At 50.5% G+C, this 15,927-nt stretch carries 19 protein-coding genes; 5 read left to right on the forward strand and 14 right to left on the reverse strand.

Annotation, left to right across the window (positions count from 1 at the left end; translation table 11 throughout):
- The first annotated feature begins 14 nt into the window (after positions 1 to 14).
- From dnaB to ACYVJG_RS08660, 5 genes are all read left to right on the forward strand, one after another.
- The gene (gene dnaB, locus ACYVJG_RS08640; protein WP_460430703.1) at positions 15 to 1,424 is read left to right on the forward strand and encodes a replicative DNA helicase; all 1,410 of its coding nucleotides are present in this window, start codon (positions 15 to 17) and stop codon (positions 1,422 to 1,424) included.
- A 40-nt stretch (positions 1,425 to 1,464) separates the two neighbouring features.
- Positions 1,465 to 1,788 (forward strand): (2Fe-2S) ferredoxin domain-containing protein, encoded by a 324-nt coding sequence (locus ACYVJG_RS08645; RefSeq protein WP_460430704.1) that lies wholly within the window; start codon positions 1,465 to 1,467, stop codon positions 1,786 to 1,788.
- The gene (locus ACYVJG_RS08650) at positions 1,781 to 2,404 is read left to right on the forward strand and encodes an alpha/beta hydrolase (RefSeq protein WP_460430705.1); all 624 of its coding nucleotides are present in this window, start codon (positions 1,781 to 1,783) and stop codon (positions 2,402 to 2,404) included. The genes ACYVJG_RS08645 and ACYVJG_RS08650 overlap by 8 nt, the downstream gene beginning before the upstream one ends.
- Before the next feature lie 179 nt (positions 2,405 to 2,583).
- A complete protein-coding gene (locus tag ACYVJG_RS08655) occupies positions 2,584 to 3,237 on the forward strand; it encodes a response regulator (RefSeq protein WP_460430706.1) in 654 nt (217 codons plus the stop codon).
- Positions 3,161 to 3,835, forward strand: coding sequence for a GGDEF domain-containing response regulator (locus ACYVJG_RS08660; RefSeq protein WP_460430760.1), 675 nt, complete (start codon positions 3,161 to 3,163; stop codon positions 3,833 to 3,835). The genes ACYVJG_RS08655 and ACYVJG_RS08660 overlap by 77 nt, the downstream gene beginning before the upstream one ends.
- 11 nt (positions 3,836 to 3,846) lie before the next feature.
- Here ACYVJG_RS08660 and ACYVJG_RS08665 read toward each other — a convergent pair whose 3' ends face one another.
- The 14 genes from ACYVJG_RS08665 to cmk form a co-directional block, all read right to left on the reverse strand.
- Positions 3,847 to 4,425: a TetR/AcrR family transcriptional regulator gene (locus ACYVJG_RS08665; protein WP_022653934.1), complete on the reverse strand. Its 579-nt coding sequence runs from the start codon at positions 4,423 to 4,425 to the stop codon at positions 3,847 to 3,849.
- Positions 4,426 to 4,459: 34 nt separating this feature from the next.
- Positions 4,460 to 5,476, reverse strand: a complete 1,017-nt coding sequence (gene waaF / locus ACYVJG_RS08670; RefSeq protein WP_460430707.1) for a lipopolysaccharide heptosyltransferase II — start codon at positions 5,474 to 5,476, stop codon at positions 4,460 to 4,462.
- A gap of 72 nt (positions 5,477 to 5,548) precedes the next feature.
- Positions 5,549 to 5,755, reverse strand: coding sequence for a zinc-finger domain-containing protein (locus ACYVJG_RS08675; protein WP_022653932.1), 207 nt, complete (start codon positions 5,753 to 5,755; stop codon positions 5,549 to 5,551).
- Positions 5,756 to 5,765: 10 nt separating this feature from the next.
- Complete coding sequence (locus ACYVJG_RS08680; protein ID WP_022653931.1) at positions 5,766 to 6,689, reverse strand: branched-chain amino acid transaminase; 924 nt, start codon at positions 6,687 to 6,689, stop codon at positions 5,766 to 5,768.
- A gap of 88 nt (positions 6,690 to 6,777) precedes the next feature.
- Positions 6,778 to 7,422 carry an MBL fold metallo-hydrolase gene (locus ACYVJG_RS08685; RefSeq protein WP_460430708.1) on the reverse strand — a complete coding sequence of 215 codons (645 nt, stop codon included), beginning with the start codon at positions 7,420 to 7,422 and terminating at the stop codon, positions 6,778 to 6,780.
- 9 nt (positions 7,423 to 7,431) lie between these two features.
- Complete coding sequence (gene rfaD, locus ACYVJG_RS08690; RefSeq protein ID WP_460430709.1) at positions 7,432 to 8,421, reverse strand: ADP-glyceromanno-heptose 6-epimerase; 990 nt, start codon at positions 8,419 to 8,421, stop codon at positions 7,432 to 7,434.
- Between the two features lie 10 nt (positions 8,422 to 8,431).
- Positions 8,432 to 9,391 (reverse strand): D-glycero-beta-D-manno-heptose-7-phosphate kinase, encoded by a 960-nt coding sequence (gene rfaE1 / locus ACYVJG_RS08695; protein WP_460430710.1) that lies wholly within the window; start codon positions 9,389 to 9,391, stop codon positions 8,432 to 8,434.
- A gap of 9 nt (positions 9,392 to 9,400) precedes the next feature.
- Positions 9,401 to 10,750: a UDP-glucose dehydrogenase family protein gene (locus tag ACYVJG_RS08700; RefSeq protein ID WP_460430711.1), complete on the reverse strand. Its 1,350-nt coding sequence runs from the start codon at positions 10,748 to 10,750 to the stop codon at positions 9,401 to 9,403.
- On the reverse strand, positions 10,747 to 11,475 hold the full coding sequence (gene pyrF / locus ACYVJG_RS08705) for an orotidine-5'-phosphate decarboxylase (RefSeq protein WP_460430712.1): 729 nt from the start codon (positions 11,473 to 11,475) through the stop codon (positions 10,747 to 10,749). Before pyrF ends, ACYVJG_RS08700 begins: the two co-directional genes overlap by 4 nt.
- Positions 11,476 to 11,514: 39 nt before the next feature.
- Positions 11,515 to 12,675, reverse strand: coding sequence for a lipopolysaccharide assembly protein LapB (lapB, locus tag ACYVJG_RS08710; RefSeq protein WP_460430713.1), 1,161 nt, complete (start codon positions 12,673 to 12,675; stop codon positions 11,515 to 11,517).
- 35 nt (positions 12,676 to 12,710) lie between these two features.
- Positions 12,711 to 13,007 carry a LapA family protein gene (locus tag ACYVJG_RS08715; RefSeq protein WP_022653923.1) on the reverse strand — a complete coding sequence of 99 codons (297 nt, stop codon included), beginning with the start codon at positions 13,005 to 13,007 and terminating at the stop codon, positions 12,711 to 12,713.
- Between the two features lie 107 nt (positions 13,008 to 13,114).
- A complete protein-coding gene (locus ACYVJG_RS08720; protein ID WP_022653922.1) occupies positions 13,115 to 13,411 on the reverse strand; it encodes an integration host factor subunit beta in 297 nt (98 codons plus the stop codon).
- 11 nt (positions 13,412 to 13,422) lie between these two features.
- On the reverse strand, positions 13,423 to 15,102 hold the full coding sequence (gene rpsA / locus ACYVJG_RS08725) for a 30S ribosomal protein S1 (protein ID WP_460430761.1): 1,680 nt from the start codon (positions 15,100 to 15,102) through the stop codon (positions 13,423 to 13,425).
- A 114-nt stretch (positions 15,103 to 15,216) separates the two neighbouring features.
- Entirely contained in the window at positions 15,217 to 15,873 is a 657-nt protein-coding gene (cmk, locus tag ACYVJG_RS08730) for a (d)CMP kinase (RefSeq protein WP_460430714.1), read from the reverse strand.
- Between the last annotated feature and the right edge of the window lie 54 nt (positions 15,874 to 15,927).

Below are 15,927 nucleotides of genomic sequence, written 5' to 3' on the forward strand. Positions count from 1 at the left end.
AACGGTTTTGTTTCATGTCTGAATCCTTACCTGCCGACCCTTTATCTGAATTACGCCTACCGCCCCATTCCACCGAGGCAGAACAAGCCGTGCTTGGGGCGTTGCTGTTAGATAACAGCGCGTGGGAAAAAGTCGCTGACTTAATCATGGCACAAGATTTTTATCGCCATGAGCACCGCCTGATTTGGTTGGCGATTGTACGGCTATTAGATGCCAGTCGCCCCGCCGATGCCCTCACCGTTTCCGAACGTTTACAGGCACAAAACGAATTGGAATTGATCGGGGGCTTATCGTATCTCGTCACGTTGACACAAAACACGCCTTCCTCAGCCAACATCAAGCGTTATGCCGAAATTGTGCGTGAACAATCGGTGATGCGGCAGTTGGTTTCGGTTGGCAACGAGATTGTGGAATCGGCTTTTAACCCACAGGGACGAGAAGCCGCCCAGCTGTTGGATGAAGCCGAATCCAAGGTGTTTCAAATTGCTGAAAGCAGTGCTCGCACGCAGCAAGGCTTTTTGGAAATGCCAGATATCCTCACCGAAGTCACCACGCGAATTGACCATCTCTATAGCCGAGACAATCCCGATGCGGTGACAGGCATTCCCACTGGGTTTATTGATATCGATGAGAAAACCTCTGGCTTACAACCCGGTGATCTGATTATTGTGGCGGGGAGGCCCTCGATGGGGAAAACCGCTTTTGCCATGAATTTGGCCGAGAATGTTGCGATTCAAACTGCGCTGCCAGTTGCCGTTTTTTCAATGGAAATGCCAGCCACCCAGTTGGCAACGCGGATGATCGGCTCGGTTGGTCGGCTCGACCAACATAAATTGCGTACCGGTCGTTTTGACGATGAGGATTGGCAAAAATTTACCCACGCCCTAGGTGTGCTGGCGGATGCAAAAATTTTTATTGATGAAACCCCCAGCTTATCCGCGCTCGAGTTGCGCGCCCGTTCGCGGCGTTTAGCACGCCGTTTTGATGGGAAATTGGGGCTGATTGTGGTGGATTATTTACAGTTGATGAGCGGTAGCAGCCACGGTGCGCGCCAACAACAAAATCGTACAGCGGAAATTTCGGAGATTTCGCGGGCGATGAAAGGCTTGGCACGGGAACTCTCAGTGCCAGTGATTGCCTTGTCACAGTTAAACCGCTCGGTTGAACAACGGCCCAATAAACGGCCAATGATGTCTGATTTGCGTGAGTCGGGTGCCATTGAGCAAGACGCCGATTTGATTATGTTTATGTACCGTGATGAATACTACAACCCTGATTCACCTGATAAAGGTTTAGCCGAGGTGATTATTGGTAAACATCGGAATGGCCCAACGGGGATTGTGCGCTTGGCCTTCCGGGGGATGTATTCACGGTTTGAAAATGCGGTCCTCGATCCTAACCGCAGTTGGGACAGCCACGAATGATCGCAGTGATTCGATTTTTTTATAAAGAAAGGCAACTGTGATGAGTTACTACAACCATCATGTTTTTTTCTGTGTCAATCAACGTGCCGAGGGTGAACGGCAATGCTGTCACAATCATGGCGGCAGTGCGATGCTCGACTATGCCAAACAAAAAGTAAAAGCACTGGGTTTACTGGATAGCGGACGAGTTCGGGTACAAAAAGCGGGCTGTTTTGATCGGTGTGAACAAGGACCCTTGTTAGTGGTGTATCCCGAAGCCGTCTGGTATACCTTTGTTGACGAAGAAGATATTGATGAAATTTTGACTGAACATCTGCAACATGGTCGTATCGTTGAACGCTTGCGAGTGGCGGACCATGCTTAAGATGCCGGAAAAAATCACCGTCGCCGGCCCAGTGGGTGGGTTAGACACGATCGTTGTGATGGCTAAAGGACCGACACGCGGCATTGCTGTAGTGGCGCATCCCAATCCACTGCAAGGGGGTACACACACCAATAAGGTGGTGCAAACCTGTGCGAAAAGCCTGTCACAGCTTGGCTATACCGTTTATTGTCCGAATTTACGCGGCGTGGGCGCCAGCGAGGGCGAACACGACTATGGCCGAGGTGAAGTAGAAGATGTGTTAGCAGTCATCGACTTTGCCCAGCAACAGCATGGGACCGCTTTGCCGTTGGTGTTGGCGGGGTTTTCCTTTGGTGGTTTTGTCATGAGTCATGTCCGCCAACGGGTTGCAGCTCAACGGTTGATTTTGCTTGGCCCTGCTGTGAGCCGTTATGAAACACAAGTCGCCGAAGTCCCACCAGATACGTTGGTGATTCATGGAGAAGAAGATGAGGTGATCCCGTTAGCTGATGTATTGGCATGGGCACGGCCACAACAGCTACCGGTGGTGGTCTTTCCCGGTGCAGGCCACTTTTTTCATGGCAAACTCATCCCACTCGGCCAGCTATTAAACCGGCTATTAGCACCAACGAACTAATTTGTCTCTTCACTCACCGCTGGTTCGACTTGGCAGCGGTGAGCACACCATCCCCAATAAATATAAAATTTACTTGCAATAAATCAAAACAAAAATAAAATAACAAAAACACAGCAAAAGATAAATAGATCATTTTTGCGATAAGCTCTCTCGATCTCCCCGCAAAGGTTCACTCACTCATGTACGTCGCCGCAGATCCCTTTGAGACGATTCGGCCCAAAGTGCTGATAGTTGAAGACAGTTTGATGATGCTCAAACGTCTGACTAAATTACTCTATTCCGCAGGATTTGCCCCGACGGTGGCAATGAACCTACAAGAAGTGGAACAGATTTTAGCGACCGACGGCGATTTCTTTGCTGCTGTGGCTGATTATTGCCTACCGGATGCCATCGAAGGGGAAATCCTACCCTTATTGATTGACGCCAATATTCCGACGCTCGCCCTGACCGCACACAGCGACATTTCTATCCGCGATAAAATCCTCGCCCTCTCGGTGGTGGACTATGTCCCGAAAGACAGCCCTGCGGCACTGGAATATGTAGTACGGATGCTGAACCGACTGCAAAAAAATCCCAATATCGGCGTGTTAATTGTTGATGATGCTGCGTTGATGCGGAATTACCTACGGCATTTACTCGAACGGCAGCATTATCAGGTGTTCGAAGCAAATAGCGCCCAAAGGGCTCAATATGCTGCTGCAAGAGCCCTGTATTCGTTTGGTGCTCACCGATCAAGATATGCCGGGGATGGATGGGATGCGCTTTGCCAGCGAAATTCGGCGACGGTATGGCAATCATCGCTTGTCGATTATTGGTATTTCTGGGCTGACTAATCCGGTCATCGGCGCCCGTTTTATCAAAGCAGGTGCAGACGATTTTATGCACAAACCGTTCAGTCCCGAAGAGTTCTTTTGTCGTATCACGCGCAACATTGAATTTATCGAGAATGTGCAAGCACTCGAACATGCAGCCAATCGAGACCCGCTCACCAATTTATCAAATCGGCGTCATTTTTTAGATCAGATGGCGCGTGTCAAAGGCGAATATTGTGTTGCCATCAGTGACATTGATTTTTTCAAACAAGTCAATGACACCTATGGCCACGATATAGGCGATGTTGCCATTCAATTTGTCGGGCAGTTATTGCAAGAACATTTTCCCGATGGTTTAACCGCCCGCTTTGGTGGGGAAGAATTTGTGACGGCGATTGCCAATGGCAACATCAGTGATTTTGTCAGCCGTTTAAACGATGTGCGACAACAGCTTATGCATCGACCTGTCACCACTCCACAAGGAGAACTCCGGCTTAATATCAGCATTGGTGTTTCTGCAGTCACAAAACACAGTCTTACCGCAACACTCAAACAAGCCGATGAAGCCCTCTATCTCGCGAAACAACAAGGACGCAACCAAGTACAACTCGCCGGCTGAGGTTGCCGCCCTTATTTGGTAACCAACACCAGCTCTAACATACGTTCTGCTAATTCATCCACTGATAATTCCCCTTCACGGCGGAACCATTGCACTGACCAATGCAAACTGCCTAACAACGTGCGGCGTAATAAGCGGGTATCGGGCTTGACCAAGCCCACTGCTGCCGCCTCGTCTAAAGCCTGTTGCCACAGCGCTTCGTAGCGATCACGCAAAATAATCAGCCCCGGACGCTGTTCTTCTGACACACTGCGCCACTCGTATAACATGACCTCTAGTGCAGCTTGGTTTTCGCCCAATAAAGAGTGCAGATGCACCCGAATCAAGGTGGCCACTTTATCGCGAGGATGTTGCACCTCGGCCAATGCAGCCGCCAGCTGTTCTGTGGTATTGCTAATCCCCAAGGCCATCACAGCGACCAGAATTTCTTCTTTAGTTCGAAAATGATAGAACAAGCTACCCGACTGCAACCCTACCGCATTACCAATATCACGCACCGTGGTTCGTTCATAACCACGATCACGAAATAGACGTGCAGCCGCACGTACAAGCTCCATACGACGAGAATTTTCTTCGGTAGAAACAAGCATTCCTCATCTGTCCTTTAATATACTGCCGGTGCCTTTAGGCAAGCAGCCAGTGTTCTACCTGTTGGTACACTTGGGCTGGCTGAAGTTGTTGCAAACAGTCAGTGTGTTTTAACGGACATACCCGTTCAAAACAGGGACTGCAAGATAAATTTAATGACATAATACTCGCCCGCTCGGTTAATGGCGGGGTAAATTCTGGGCTAGATGAGCCATACAACGCGACCAAAGGCACACCAAGTGCCGCAGCAATGTGCATTAAACCCGAATCGTTACACACCGCCACCTTGGCACAGGCTAATAAATCAATCGCCTCTTCCAATGTGGTTTTACCACATAAATCGACTACCGCCGGCAAAGCCGCCAGCTCACGAATCGCTGTCCCAAACTCGGCATCTTTCGGTGAACCAAAAATCCACACCTGATGTCCTGCCGCCACCGCTTGTTGTGCAACAGCCGCAAAATGTGCCACCGGCCACCGTTTTGCGGGGCCGTATTCTGCCCCCGGACACAATGCCACCACGGTTTTTTCTAACCCTAAACCATAACGCGCCAAGACAGTGGCAGGCACCGGCTTGGCTTGTAGAATAGGAAACGGCAAGGGTTTGTTTACGGTTGTTTTAGGCGGTTCGGCCAAGGCCAAAAAACGCTCTAACATACTCGGCAAAGCGGTTTTATCCAGCTTGCGCGCATCGTTTAATAAACCATAACGCATTTCCCCCACCCAACCAGTACGACAGGGGATGCCCGCAAACCAAGGAATCAGCGCTGATTTCAGTGAATTGGGTAAGACAATCGCTTGTTGATAGCCCTCTTGCGCCAGCTTACGCCCCAAACGGTAGCGATCTCGCAAACGCAGTTGGCCGTGAGCAAAAGGGTTTTCGATCACCCGCCGAATTTCTGACATCCGACCATGTATCGCCGCTGTCCATGCAGGTGCCAAGACATCAATCACCACCTCGGGATGGCGTTGTTGCAAACGCCGATAAAGCGGTTGCGCCATGACCGCATCCCCAACCCAAGCAGGCGTGAGCACTAAGATTTTTTTGATCATTGTAATAAGCAAAAAAGGTGCGGACACGCCGCACCTTACCGACAGGGGTCGGAATGATAAAAAGCAATCGGCTTAGTGATGTTTCTTCACTGGGCCAACCAGCTTGTAGCGAGTGCCACAGTATGGGCATTGCACTTCACCATTCTCACTACGATCAATCGCCAAGAACACCCGAGGGTGTTGATTCCACTTCACCATGTCGGGCATTGGGCAATGTAGGGGCAAGTCATCGCCTTTGACTTCAATGTATTTGGCGCGGTTTTCTTTCAAAGCACTCATACCATCATCCTTACGCGATATAGGTCAGCCAATCAGCATGGCTTTCATCTTGACCTTTAACACAAGCGAAATAGCGTTTTTGCAGTTCTGTGGTGATAGGACCACGCACGCCTTCACCAATTGGGCGACGGTCTAGTTCGCGAATTGGTGTCACTTCAGCAGCCGTGCCCGTGAAGAACGCTTCATCTGCGCTATACACTTCGTCACGGGTGATACGTTTTTCGATCAACTCCAACCCCATCTCAGCCGCTAATTGCACAATCGTATCGCGGGTGATGCCTTCTAAGGCGCTGGTCAGGTCTGGGGTATAGAGTTTGCCTTTACGCACGATAAAGATGTTTTCGCCCGAACCTTCAGCAACAAAACCATCCACATCCAACAACAAGGCTTCATCATAGCCATCGGCAGTGGCTTCGTTGTTTGCCAAAATCGAGTTCATGTAGTTGCCATTGGCTTTGGCTTTACACATTGTGATATTGACATGGTGACGGGTAAAGGAACTGGTTTTGACACGAATCCCTTTTTCCAAACCCTCTTCACCCAAGTACGCGCCCCACGGCCATGCGGCCACAATCACGCGCACATCGTTTTTCATCGGTGCCACGCCCAGCTTGCCAGAACCGTAGAAAGCCATAGGACGGAAATAGCAGGATTTGAGTTGATTTGCCTTTACCACATCAAGGTGTGCTTGATTGATTTCTTCTTTTGAGAAGGGCAAATCCATACCCAAAATTTTGGCAGAACGGAATAAACGGTCGGTATGGTCTTGCAAGCGGAACACGGCTGGGCCACGCGCAGTTTCATATGCGCGCACCCCTTCAAACACGCCCATACCGTAGTGTAAGGTGTGGGTCAGTACATGGGTGTTTGCTTCGCGCCAATCCACCAATTTGCCGTCGTACCAAATGAAACCATCGCGGTCAGCCATTGACATCTTAGATTACTCCGTCCGAGTCGTTGTATAGAATAAAGCGTTTAATTTTGACATCGTTCCCAGCTTAAAAGCTAGCGATTCCTACAGTTTACCCAAAGCGACGATCAGCAACAAAGGGGTTGCTGCGGCGTTCTTCACCAAAGGTTGAATCTGGGCCATGCCCCGGAATGAAACTGACATCATCTCCCAAGGGGAAAAGTTTGTCGCGGATTGACGCCACCAAGGTATCGTGATCGCCACCGGGAAAATCACTGCGGCCAATTGAACCAGCAAACAACACATCCCCCACCCATGCCTGTTTCGCCTCACGGTCAAACAACACCACATGACCGGGCGTATGTCCCGGGCAGTGAATCACCTCGAATTGACGTTCACCACAGGTGATCACTTCCCCCTCTTGTAACCATTGGTCAGGTTGCAAGGCAGGCGTAAAAGGAAAGCCAAACATCTGCGATTGTCGCGGCAAGCCATCTAACCAATACTGATCGGCAGGATGTGGCCCCCACACAGGGATGTTTAATTCTGCTGCTAATGCCGCGCTACCGCCAACATGGTCAAGATGGCCGTGGGTGAGAATAATTTTCTCCACTGTCACACCGACCTGAGCAATAGCAGCCATAATGATAGCGACATCACCGCCCGGATCGATCACCACCGCTTTCTTAGTCGCATCACACCACACCAAAGAACAGTTCTGGTCGAAGGGAGTCACGGGAATAACACGATTGCCCATTTTTTACGCTCACAAAGTTTGTTGGGCATAGCGTTCTACGCCCTCTGCCACGGTGAGGAATGGCTCTTGATAGCCCGCCTGACGCAATAAAGAAATATCAGCACAGGTATAGCTTTGATATTTCCCTTTGAGTGCCTCAGGGAAATCAATGTATTCCACAATCCCTTGCGCCACCATATCGGCCAACGACAACGCAGCTTCACCCTGTTGTGCGCGACAAGCATTGACTGCCGCTACCGCTACGGCATTGAATGGCTCAGCACGTCCGGTGCCGAGGTTAAAGATGCCGGATTTTTCTGGATTGTCGAGGAAGAACAAGTTGACCTTCACCACATCTTCTACCGAGACAAAATCTCGACTTTGCATCCCTTCGGCATAGCCGTCATACGCCCCAAACAGTTTAACTTTGCCAGTGTCGCGGTATTGATTGAAGTGGTGGAAAGCAACCGATGCCATCCGGCCTTTGTGCTGTTCATGGCGACCATAGACATTGAAATAGCGGAAACCAGCCACTTGTGCTGATAAACCTTGGTTGATCCGGCGGCGCACATGCTGATCAAACAGGTATTTTGAGTAGCCATAGACATTTAATGGCGATTCAAATTCGCGTGACTCAACAAACACTTGTCCACCGCCATACACCGCTGCACTGGAGGCATACAAGAAAGGAATGGCATCTTGCTGGCAATATTCGAGCAAACTAATGGAGTATTGATAGTTGTTTTCCATCATATACTTACCATTGTGTTCCATGGTATCGGAACACGCGCCTTGGTGCAGAATGGCCATGATTTCACCATCCCACGTCCCATCTAACAGCATCTCAATAAAATCGGTTTTATCGATGTAATGACTGATTTCACAATCCACTAAATTGCGAAACTTCATCCCATCCGTTAAATCATCAACGGCAATAATGCGATTTTCACCGCGTTCATTCAGTGCACGAACCAAATTTGAGCCAATAAAACCAGCGGCTCCAGTCACAACGATATACATAATTTTTCCTTTATGCGTGCTGGTGTAGCGCGTGTTGTAATTCAGCGGCACTGACCGTTGCCGTCCCTAATTTTCCAACCACAATGCCAGCAGCCACATTCGCCAAGCCCATTGCTTCAGGAAGGGCCACCCCCGCCGCCAACATCAAACCCAAACTGGCAATCACCGTATCACCCGCCCCCGAAACATCGAATACTTCACGCGCTTGGGTCGGGACATGCACCGCTTCGCCAGCCTCACGGAACAGGCTCATGCCTTCTTCGCTGCGGGTAACCAATAATGCCTGTAAGGCCAATTGTTGCCGCAGTTGTTGGGCACGTTCACTCAGTTGTACCTCACTCTGCCATGCCCCAGCGACTTGTTTAAATTCACTTTTATTCGGTGTTAACAACGTGGCACCGGCATACTTTTGCCAATCATCCCCTTTAGGGTCGATCAACACGGGCTTACCCGCCTGTTGTGCCAATGCAATCATTTTCGCCACATGCGTTAAACCGCCCTTACCGTAATCCGATAAAATCACCACATCATGCTGTGGTAACTGTTGGGCAAAATCATCAAGTTTATCGGCTAACACTTCATGGCTAGGTTCGGCCTCAAAATCGAGCCGAATAAGCTGTTGTTGACGAGCGACCACACGCAGTTTCACCGTCGTATCCAATTCTGGATCGCGTCGAAACGATACCTGTACCCCATCATGGCGCAGGAGTTTTTCTAAAGTAAACGCAGCTTCATCATCCCCCACCACCGACAACAACGTGGCTTGTCCACCCAAACAGACGATATTACGCGCCACGTTTGCCGCCCCGCCGGCACGTTCTTCACCGCGTTGAATACGCGCCACTGGCACTGGCGCCTCTGGTGAAATTCGGCTCACTTCACCGAACCAATAGCGGTCCAGCATCACATCACCCACCACTAACACACGCGCTGCTTGCAAGCGCGCCAGCTCAGGCATTTGCACCCGCATACCGACTCCTCACTGTCCGATGGCTGGACGCCGCACTGCGGCACGGCCAATCGGAAAATACGTCAAACCTGCTTCTACCATCGCAGCAGCAGGATAAAGATTGCGGCCATCAAAAATCGTTTTATCTGTTAATTGACGTGCCAATAAGCCAAAGTCGGGACTACGAAATTCTTTCCACTCCGTCACAATCACCAATGCATCCGCCGCCTGTAGGGCAGCTTCCATCCCCGAAGCCCAGTGCAGTTGAGGAGAAACAGGCAACCGTTTACGCGCTTCGTCCATCGCAACAGGGTCATATACCGTGACCTGTGCGCCAGCGGCTAATAACCCAGCGATTAAGGTTAAGCTTGGTGCTTCGCGCATATCATCGGTATTCGGCTTAAAGGCCAAGCCCCACACAGCAAAGTGTTTAGCGCGTAAATCTGCGCCATAGTGCGCGGTGATTTTCTGCAACAACACCTGTTTTTGTGCTTCATTCGCCGCTTCAACAGCCTGCAATACCCGTAAAGGCATCTGATTTTCTGCTGCTGTGCGCAATAAGGCCTGCACATCTTTCGGAAAACAGGATCCACCATAGCCACAGCCGGCATACAAAAAGTGGTAACCGATTCGAGGATCCGAGCCAATCCCTTGCCGCACCTGTTCGATATCCGCCCCGAGTGTTTCCGCCAACAAAGCCAACTCATTCATAAACGAAATGCGCGTGGCTAACATCGCATTGGCTGCATATTTCGTCAGCTCAGCCGAACGAATATCCATCACCAACAAACGATCATGATTGCGTTGGAAAGGGGCATATAAACGGCGCATTTTTTCTGCTGCTCGCGCATCTTCCACCCCAACCACAATGCGGTCTGGCTTCATAAAATCTTCGATTGCGGCCCCTTCTTTCAAAAACTCGGGGTTCGATACCACGGCAAACGGTAACGCACACTCACGCAATGCCAATTCTTCTGCAATCGCCGCTTTGACCTTATCCGCAGTGCCAACAGGGACAGTCGATTTATCCACCACAATTCGCTCTGCTGACATATAACGGCCAATCGCACGCGCAGCAGCAAGAACATATTGCAAATCAGCCGAACCATCTTCATCGGGAGGTGTACCAACCGCAATAAATTGAATATCGCCATGCGCCACAGCAGCAGGAATATCCGTGGTAAACGATAGCCGGCCGGCTGCCGCATTGCGTTTCACCATCGCCTCAAGACCGGGCTCGTAAATCGGGATACCGCCGCCTTGCAATAAGGCGATTTTTGCCGGATCAACATCCAAACACAGCACATGGTTACCCACTTCGGCCAAACATGCACCGGTCACCAAGCCGACATAGCCGGTACCAACAACCGTGATTTTCATGCCGATAGCCCAAGCTCTTGATGAATCGCTTGTAACGCTCGCACCGGATCTGCCGCTTGCGTAATGGGGCGACCAATAACCAGATAGCTTGAACCAGCCGCCATCGCCGCAGCAGGGGTCATAATACGATGCTGATCGTTGCTGGCACTGCCTTGTGGCCGAATCCCCGGGGTCACCAAGGTAAACGCAGGCCCAAGCGTCTGACGTAATAAACCGGCTTCTTGCGCCGAACATACGACACCATCCATACCACTGCTTTGTGCCAAGGCAGCCAACCGCATCACTTGAGTTGCCGCATCTGGTAAACCCAATTCAGTCAAATCAGTTGGTGTCATGCTGGTCAATACAGTCACCGCGATTAACAACGGCGGTTGACTGATATTGGCGAGGGCTTCACGCGCAGTTTCCATCATCTGCCGACCACCACTGGCATGCAAATCTACCATCCATACCCCTAACGATGCCGCCACACGGCACGCGCTGGCGACGGTGTTTGGAATATCGTGGTATTTCAAATCAAGAAAGACATCAAAACCACGGGCAACTAGCGCCTCGACTAATGCAGGCCCAGCCGCGGTGAAAAGTTCTTTACCCACTTTTAAGCGGCAACTCGCTGGTGGTAAACGTGATACAAAGGCAAGGGTTTCTTGTGCATCGGGAAAGTCGAGGGCAACAATCACCGGGGAGGCCGTCACAGCGGCAGCAGCAGGAGCAAGGGGATTCATTCACACACACTCAAATCAATCAGGAGAAACCCACGCACATTACGACTCGGTGCGATTGGGAGTAAAAGTTTCCCACTCATTACAAGCAGGACAATGCCAAAAAAAGGTTTTCGAGCGAAATTGACAGCGTTTACAACGATGGACACTCAAGCGCTTCACCTGCGTCAGGACAAGATCACGCGCTAATTCGGCATCCTGCCGACTATCCGGCGTGAGCGAGGCAAAACGCGCATCAATCAACTTTGCCATCCCTGCTAAGGTTGGACGGCGATGTACGGCATCACGCAAAAAGTCGAGTGCGGCTTCGTCTCCCTCACGCTGGGCAATACGCGGATATAACAAGTCGATTAAATCGAGTTCGGGGAAGGTTTGTAAGAAACCACGCAACAAGGCCAACCCCTCAGTTGGTTTTTCTAATCGTTCATAAGCATCTAATAAACGCTCAGCCACCAAGGTCAGATATTCTGGGTTTTGCTTTTCTACCCGTAGCCACGCCTCAATCGCTGCCTCAGTTTGACCAGCGACTAATTCGATATCACCAGCGATCAAACTGGCACGAGCAGAACGACGATTGGCGGTTAATGCCTCGGCAAGATAATTGCGCGCCTCGTCTAACTGCGATTTGAACAACGCAGCCTGTGCCAACTCGCAATAAAATTGTGACAACTCATGCTGATAGCTCATGGCCTCACTACGCAGCGCCCGTGCCATATCAATGGCTCGTGTCCAGTTACGCTCTTGTTGATAGATTGCCAACAGATGTTGCCGCGCTTCTTGTGCAAAAGGCGTCGGTTCCAAACTCAACAACAACTCTTCGGCGCGATCCACCAACCCTGCCCGCAAAAAGTCCTCGGCCAACTCCAAGCGCACACGGTCTTTTTGATTAGCAGGCAGCTCTTGATCGTCCAACATGCGTTGATGGAGACGAATCGCGAGGTCGTTCTCTCCACGACGGCGATGCAAACGCCCCACCGCCAGCTCTAATTCAAACGCTTTGGGATTGGCTCGTGCTACCTCGGTCAATTCACGCACAGCAACTTCGGTGTTGTCGTCCAATAGAGCATGTAACCCACGGAAATAGGCAGAAGGAACGGCCTTAGCTTGTGCCAACACCGCACGCATATCAATCCGTGCCGCTAACCAGCCCAAGCCAAAAAATGCCGGAAAGACCAATAACCACCACAGTTCAAAATCCTGCACCGGCAGCTCTCTTATTCAAAAAACAAAAAATAGTGTCAGTTAGCAATGGCATCACTCGGGTCGTCCACCACTGACGACATCGGTGCACTGCGTTGTCGCAATTCTTTTTTCAACACCGTTAGCTCACGCCGTAACCGCAAGTAATAGACAAAACCAGCCATTAAACCCAAGGCGGCACCTGTCGAGAAAAAAGCCAATAACAAGACAATCAGCGGGGCTTCCCAGACATAACCAAGGAAAAGATGTAAGGTCACGGGCAGCGTATTTTGCATCGCCAACGCCAGCAACAAGATAAAGACCAATAGCTTGAGCGCCCAAATCACATAACGCATGGCAGCCTCTATAAATGGGTTAGGCCCGATAGTGTAAACCAACGGGCCTAACAATGAAAAACGCCGTGAATTACTTCACGGCGTTTTCCTCAGATGAGAGCCAAAGCTCAAGCATTCGTTTGTGCGTGGGCATCGACACGTTCACGCAGTTCCTTACCTGCTTTGAAGTGTGGCACATACTTTTCAGGTACAGACACACTGGCACCAGATTTGGGATTGCGACCTAAACGCGGAGGACGGTAGTTGAGATCGAAACTACCGAATCCACGAATCTCTATTCTTTGCCCACGAGCAAGGCTGGTTGCCATCGCATCCAAGATGGCCTTGACGGCCATCTCAGCGTCTTTAGCAACCAGTTGCGGATAACGTTCTGCGAGCTTGGCAATCAGCTCGGATTTGGTCATCACGATTCCGCTTACTCGTTACCGCCAGACAGTTTAGCTTTCAGCAGTGCACCTAAGTTGGTGGTACCTGCGTTACCTGCTGCATCTGCCTGCAAGGATTTCATTGCACCAGCTTCTTCAGCGGCATCTTTAGCTTTGATCGACAACTTGATCGAACGGTTCTTACGGTCGATATTGATGATCATCAGCTCTAATTCGTCGCCGTCTTTGACGTGGGAACGAATGTCTTCAACGCGGTCACGCGACACTTCGGAAGCAGGCAAGTAACCTTCAACGTCACCATCCAACGCAATCGTCGCGCCTTTGGCATCAGCAGATTTCACTACGCCTTTAACAATCGCGTTTTTGTCGTGCATTGCGATGAAGTTGTTGAAAGGATCGCCATCCAACTGTTTGATGCCCATGGAGATGCGCTCGCGCTCAACGTCGATTGCCAACACCACGGCTTCAACTTCGTCACCTTTCTTGAACTTACGCACGGCTTCTTCGCCAGCTTCGTTCCAAGACAGATCAGACAAGTGCACTAAACCATCGATGCCACCAGGCAAGCCGATAAACACACCGAAGTCAGTGATCGACTTGATGGTACCGGAGATTTTGTCGCCTTTTTTGTAGTTAGCAGCAAAATCATCCCATGGGTTTGGCATGCACTGTTTCATACCCAAGGAGATACGACGACGATCTTCGTCGATTTCCAAGATCATGACTTCAACTTCATCACCCAAAGCAACCACTTTGGATGGGTGAACGTTCTTGTTGGTCCAGTCCATTTCGGAGACGTGCACCAAGCCTTCGATACCTTGTTCGATTTCGACGAATGAGCCGTAGTCGGTCAAGTTGGTCACGCGGCCAAACAGACGGGTGCCGGAAGGATAGCGACGGGACAGACCCACCCATGGATCTTCGCCCAACTGTTTGAGACCCAAGGAAACGCGGTTTTTGTCTTGGTCGAATTTGAGCACTTTGGCTTCGACTTCATCACCCACAGCCAACACTTCTGTTGGATGTTTAACACGGCGCCATGCCAAGTCGGTGATGTGCAACAGACCATCGATACCACCCAGATCAACGAACGCGCCGTAGTCGGTGATGTTTTTAACCACGCCTTTAACAATCGCACCTTCCTTGAGGTTTTCCAGCAACGCTTTGCGTTCTTCACCCAAGGTTTCTTCCAGCACAGCGCGGCGGCTCACCACAACGTTGTTGCGTTTGCGATCAAGTTTGATCACTTTGAATTCAACTTGCTTGCCTTCGTAAGGTGTGGTGTCCTTCACTGGACGGGTATCCACCAACGAACCAGGCAAGAAAGCACGGATACCGTTGACCATCACGGTCAAACCACCCTTCACTTTACCGCTGATCAGACCAGACAGGATGGTACCGGCTTCGAGCGCTTCTTCCAGCTCAATCCAAGCTGCCATGCGTTTTGCTTTGTCGCGGGACAGTTTGGTTTCGCCATAGCCATTCTCGAGGCTATCGATAGCAACAGTCACGAAGTCGCCGATTTCAACTTCAACTTCGCCTTTGTCATTTTTGAATTCATCAACCGGTACCAAAGATTCGGATTTCAAACCGGCATTCACAGTGACAAAGTTTTGGTCGATTGCGACCACTTCAGCAGTGATCACCTCACCAGCTTTCATGTCCTGACGGGTCAGGCTTTCCTCAAACAGGGCGGCAAAGCTTTCCATTACGGGGGTGGTAGTCATGTAAAAAATACTCAATAGGTGGAGAAAAACCCCACCGGGGTTAGTTAAAAAACACTGTCGTGATCCTCACATCACCACAGCAAACAACCACTTCACTCAAGGCAGAGCACGATACCAAGCTAAAACCTGTGCCACAGCAGTGGCGATGTCCAGTTCAGTGGTATCCAGTAAACGCGCGTCGTGTTCTTGTCGCAACGGGGCAACCGAGCGAGAGGCATCACGCGCATCACGCGCTTCAATGTCTTGTTGAAGGCGTGCGAGGTTAGCAGATTGGCCCTTTTCTATCAACTGCTTATACCGTCTTTGCGCGCGTTCTTCGGCAGAAGCTGTCAGAAAAATCTTTAAAGTGGCATCCGGAAACACCACTGAACCCATATCACGGCCATCAGTGACCAGCCCGGGCGCTTGGCGAAAATCGCGTTGACGTTGCAATAATGCCGAGCGAACAGCTGGCAAAGCGGCAATTTGCGAAGCGCCAGCCCCGATCTCCTCTCCACGAATGAAATCGTCACAATCTTGGCCATCTACACAAGCACGTCCCTGTTCAAACGACAGCGGCAAACGCACGGCCAATAAGGCAAGGCGAGCTTCGTTATCCCATGCCACTTGTTTCTGTTGTGCATATAACGCCAGCACGCGGTACAAAGCCCCTGAGTCTAAATAATGAAACCCCAATGCGGCCGCAACGCGGCTGGCCACCGTACCCTTACCGGAAGCGGACGGGCCATCAATGGTAATCACAGGAAACGACATATTTTTCACCCGAAACAAAAACGATATTTTAGTTGTTTTAGCCGCATTTTCTCG

The organism is Aquaspirillum soli (assembly GCF_054781915.1).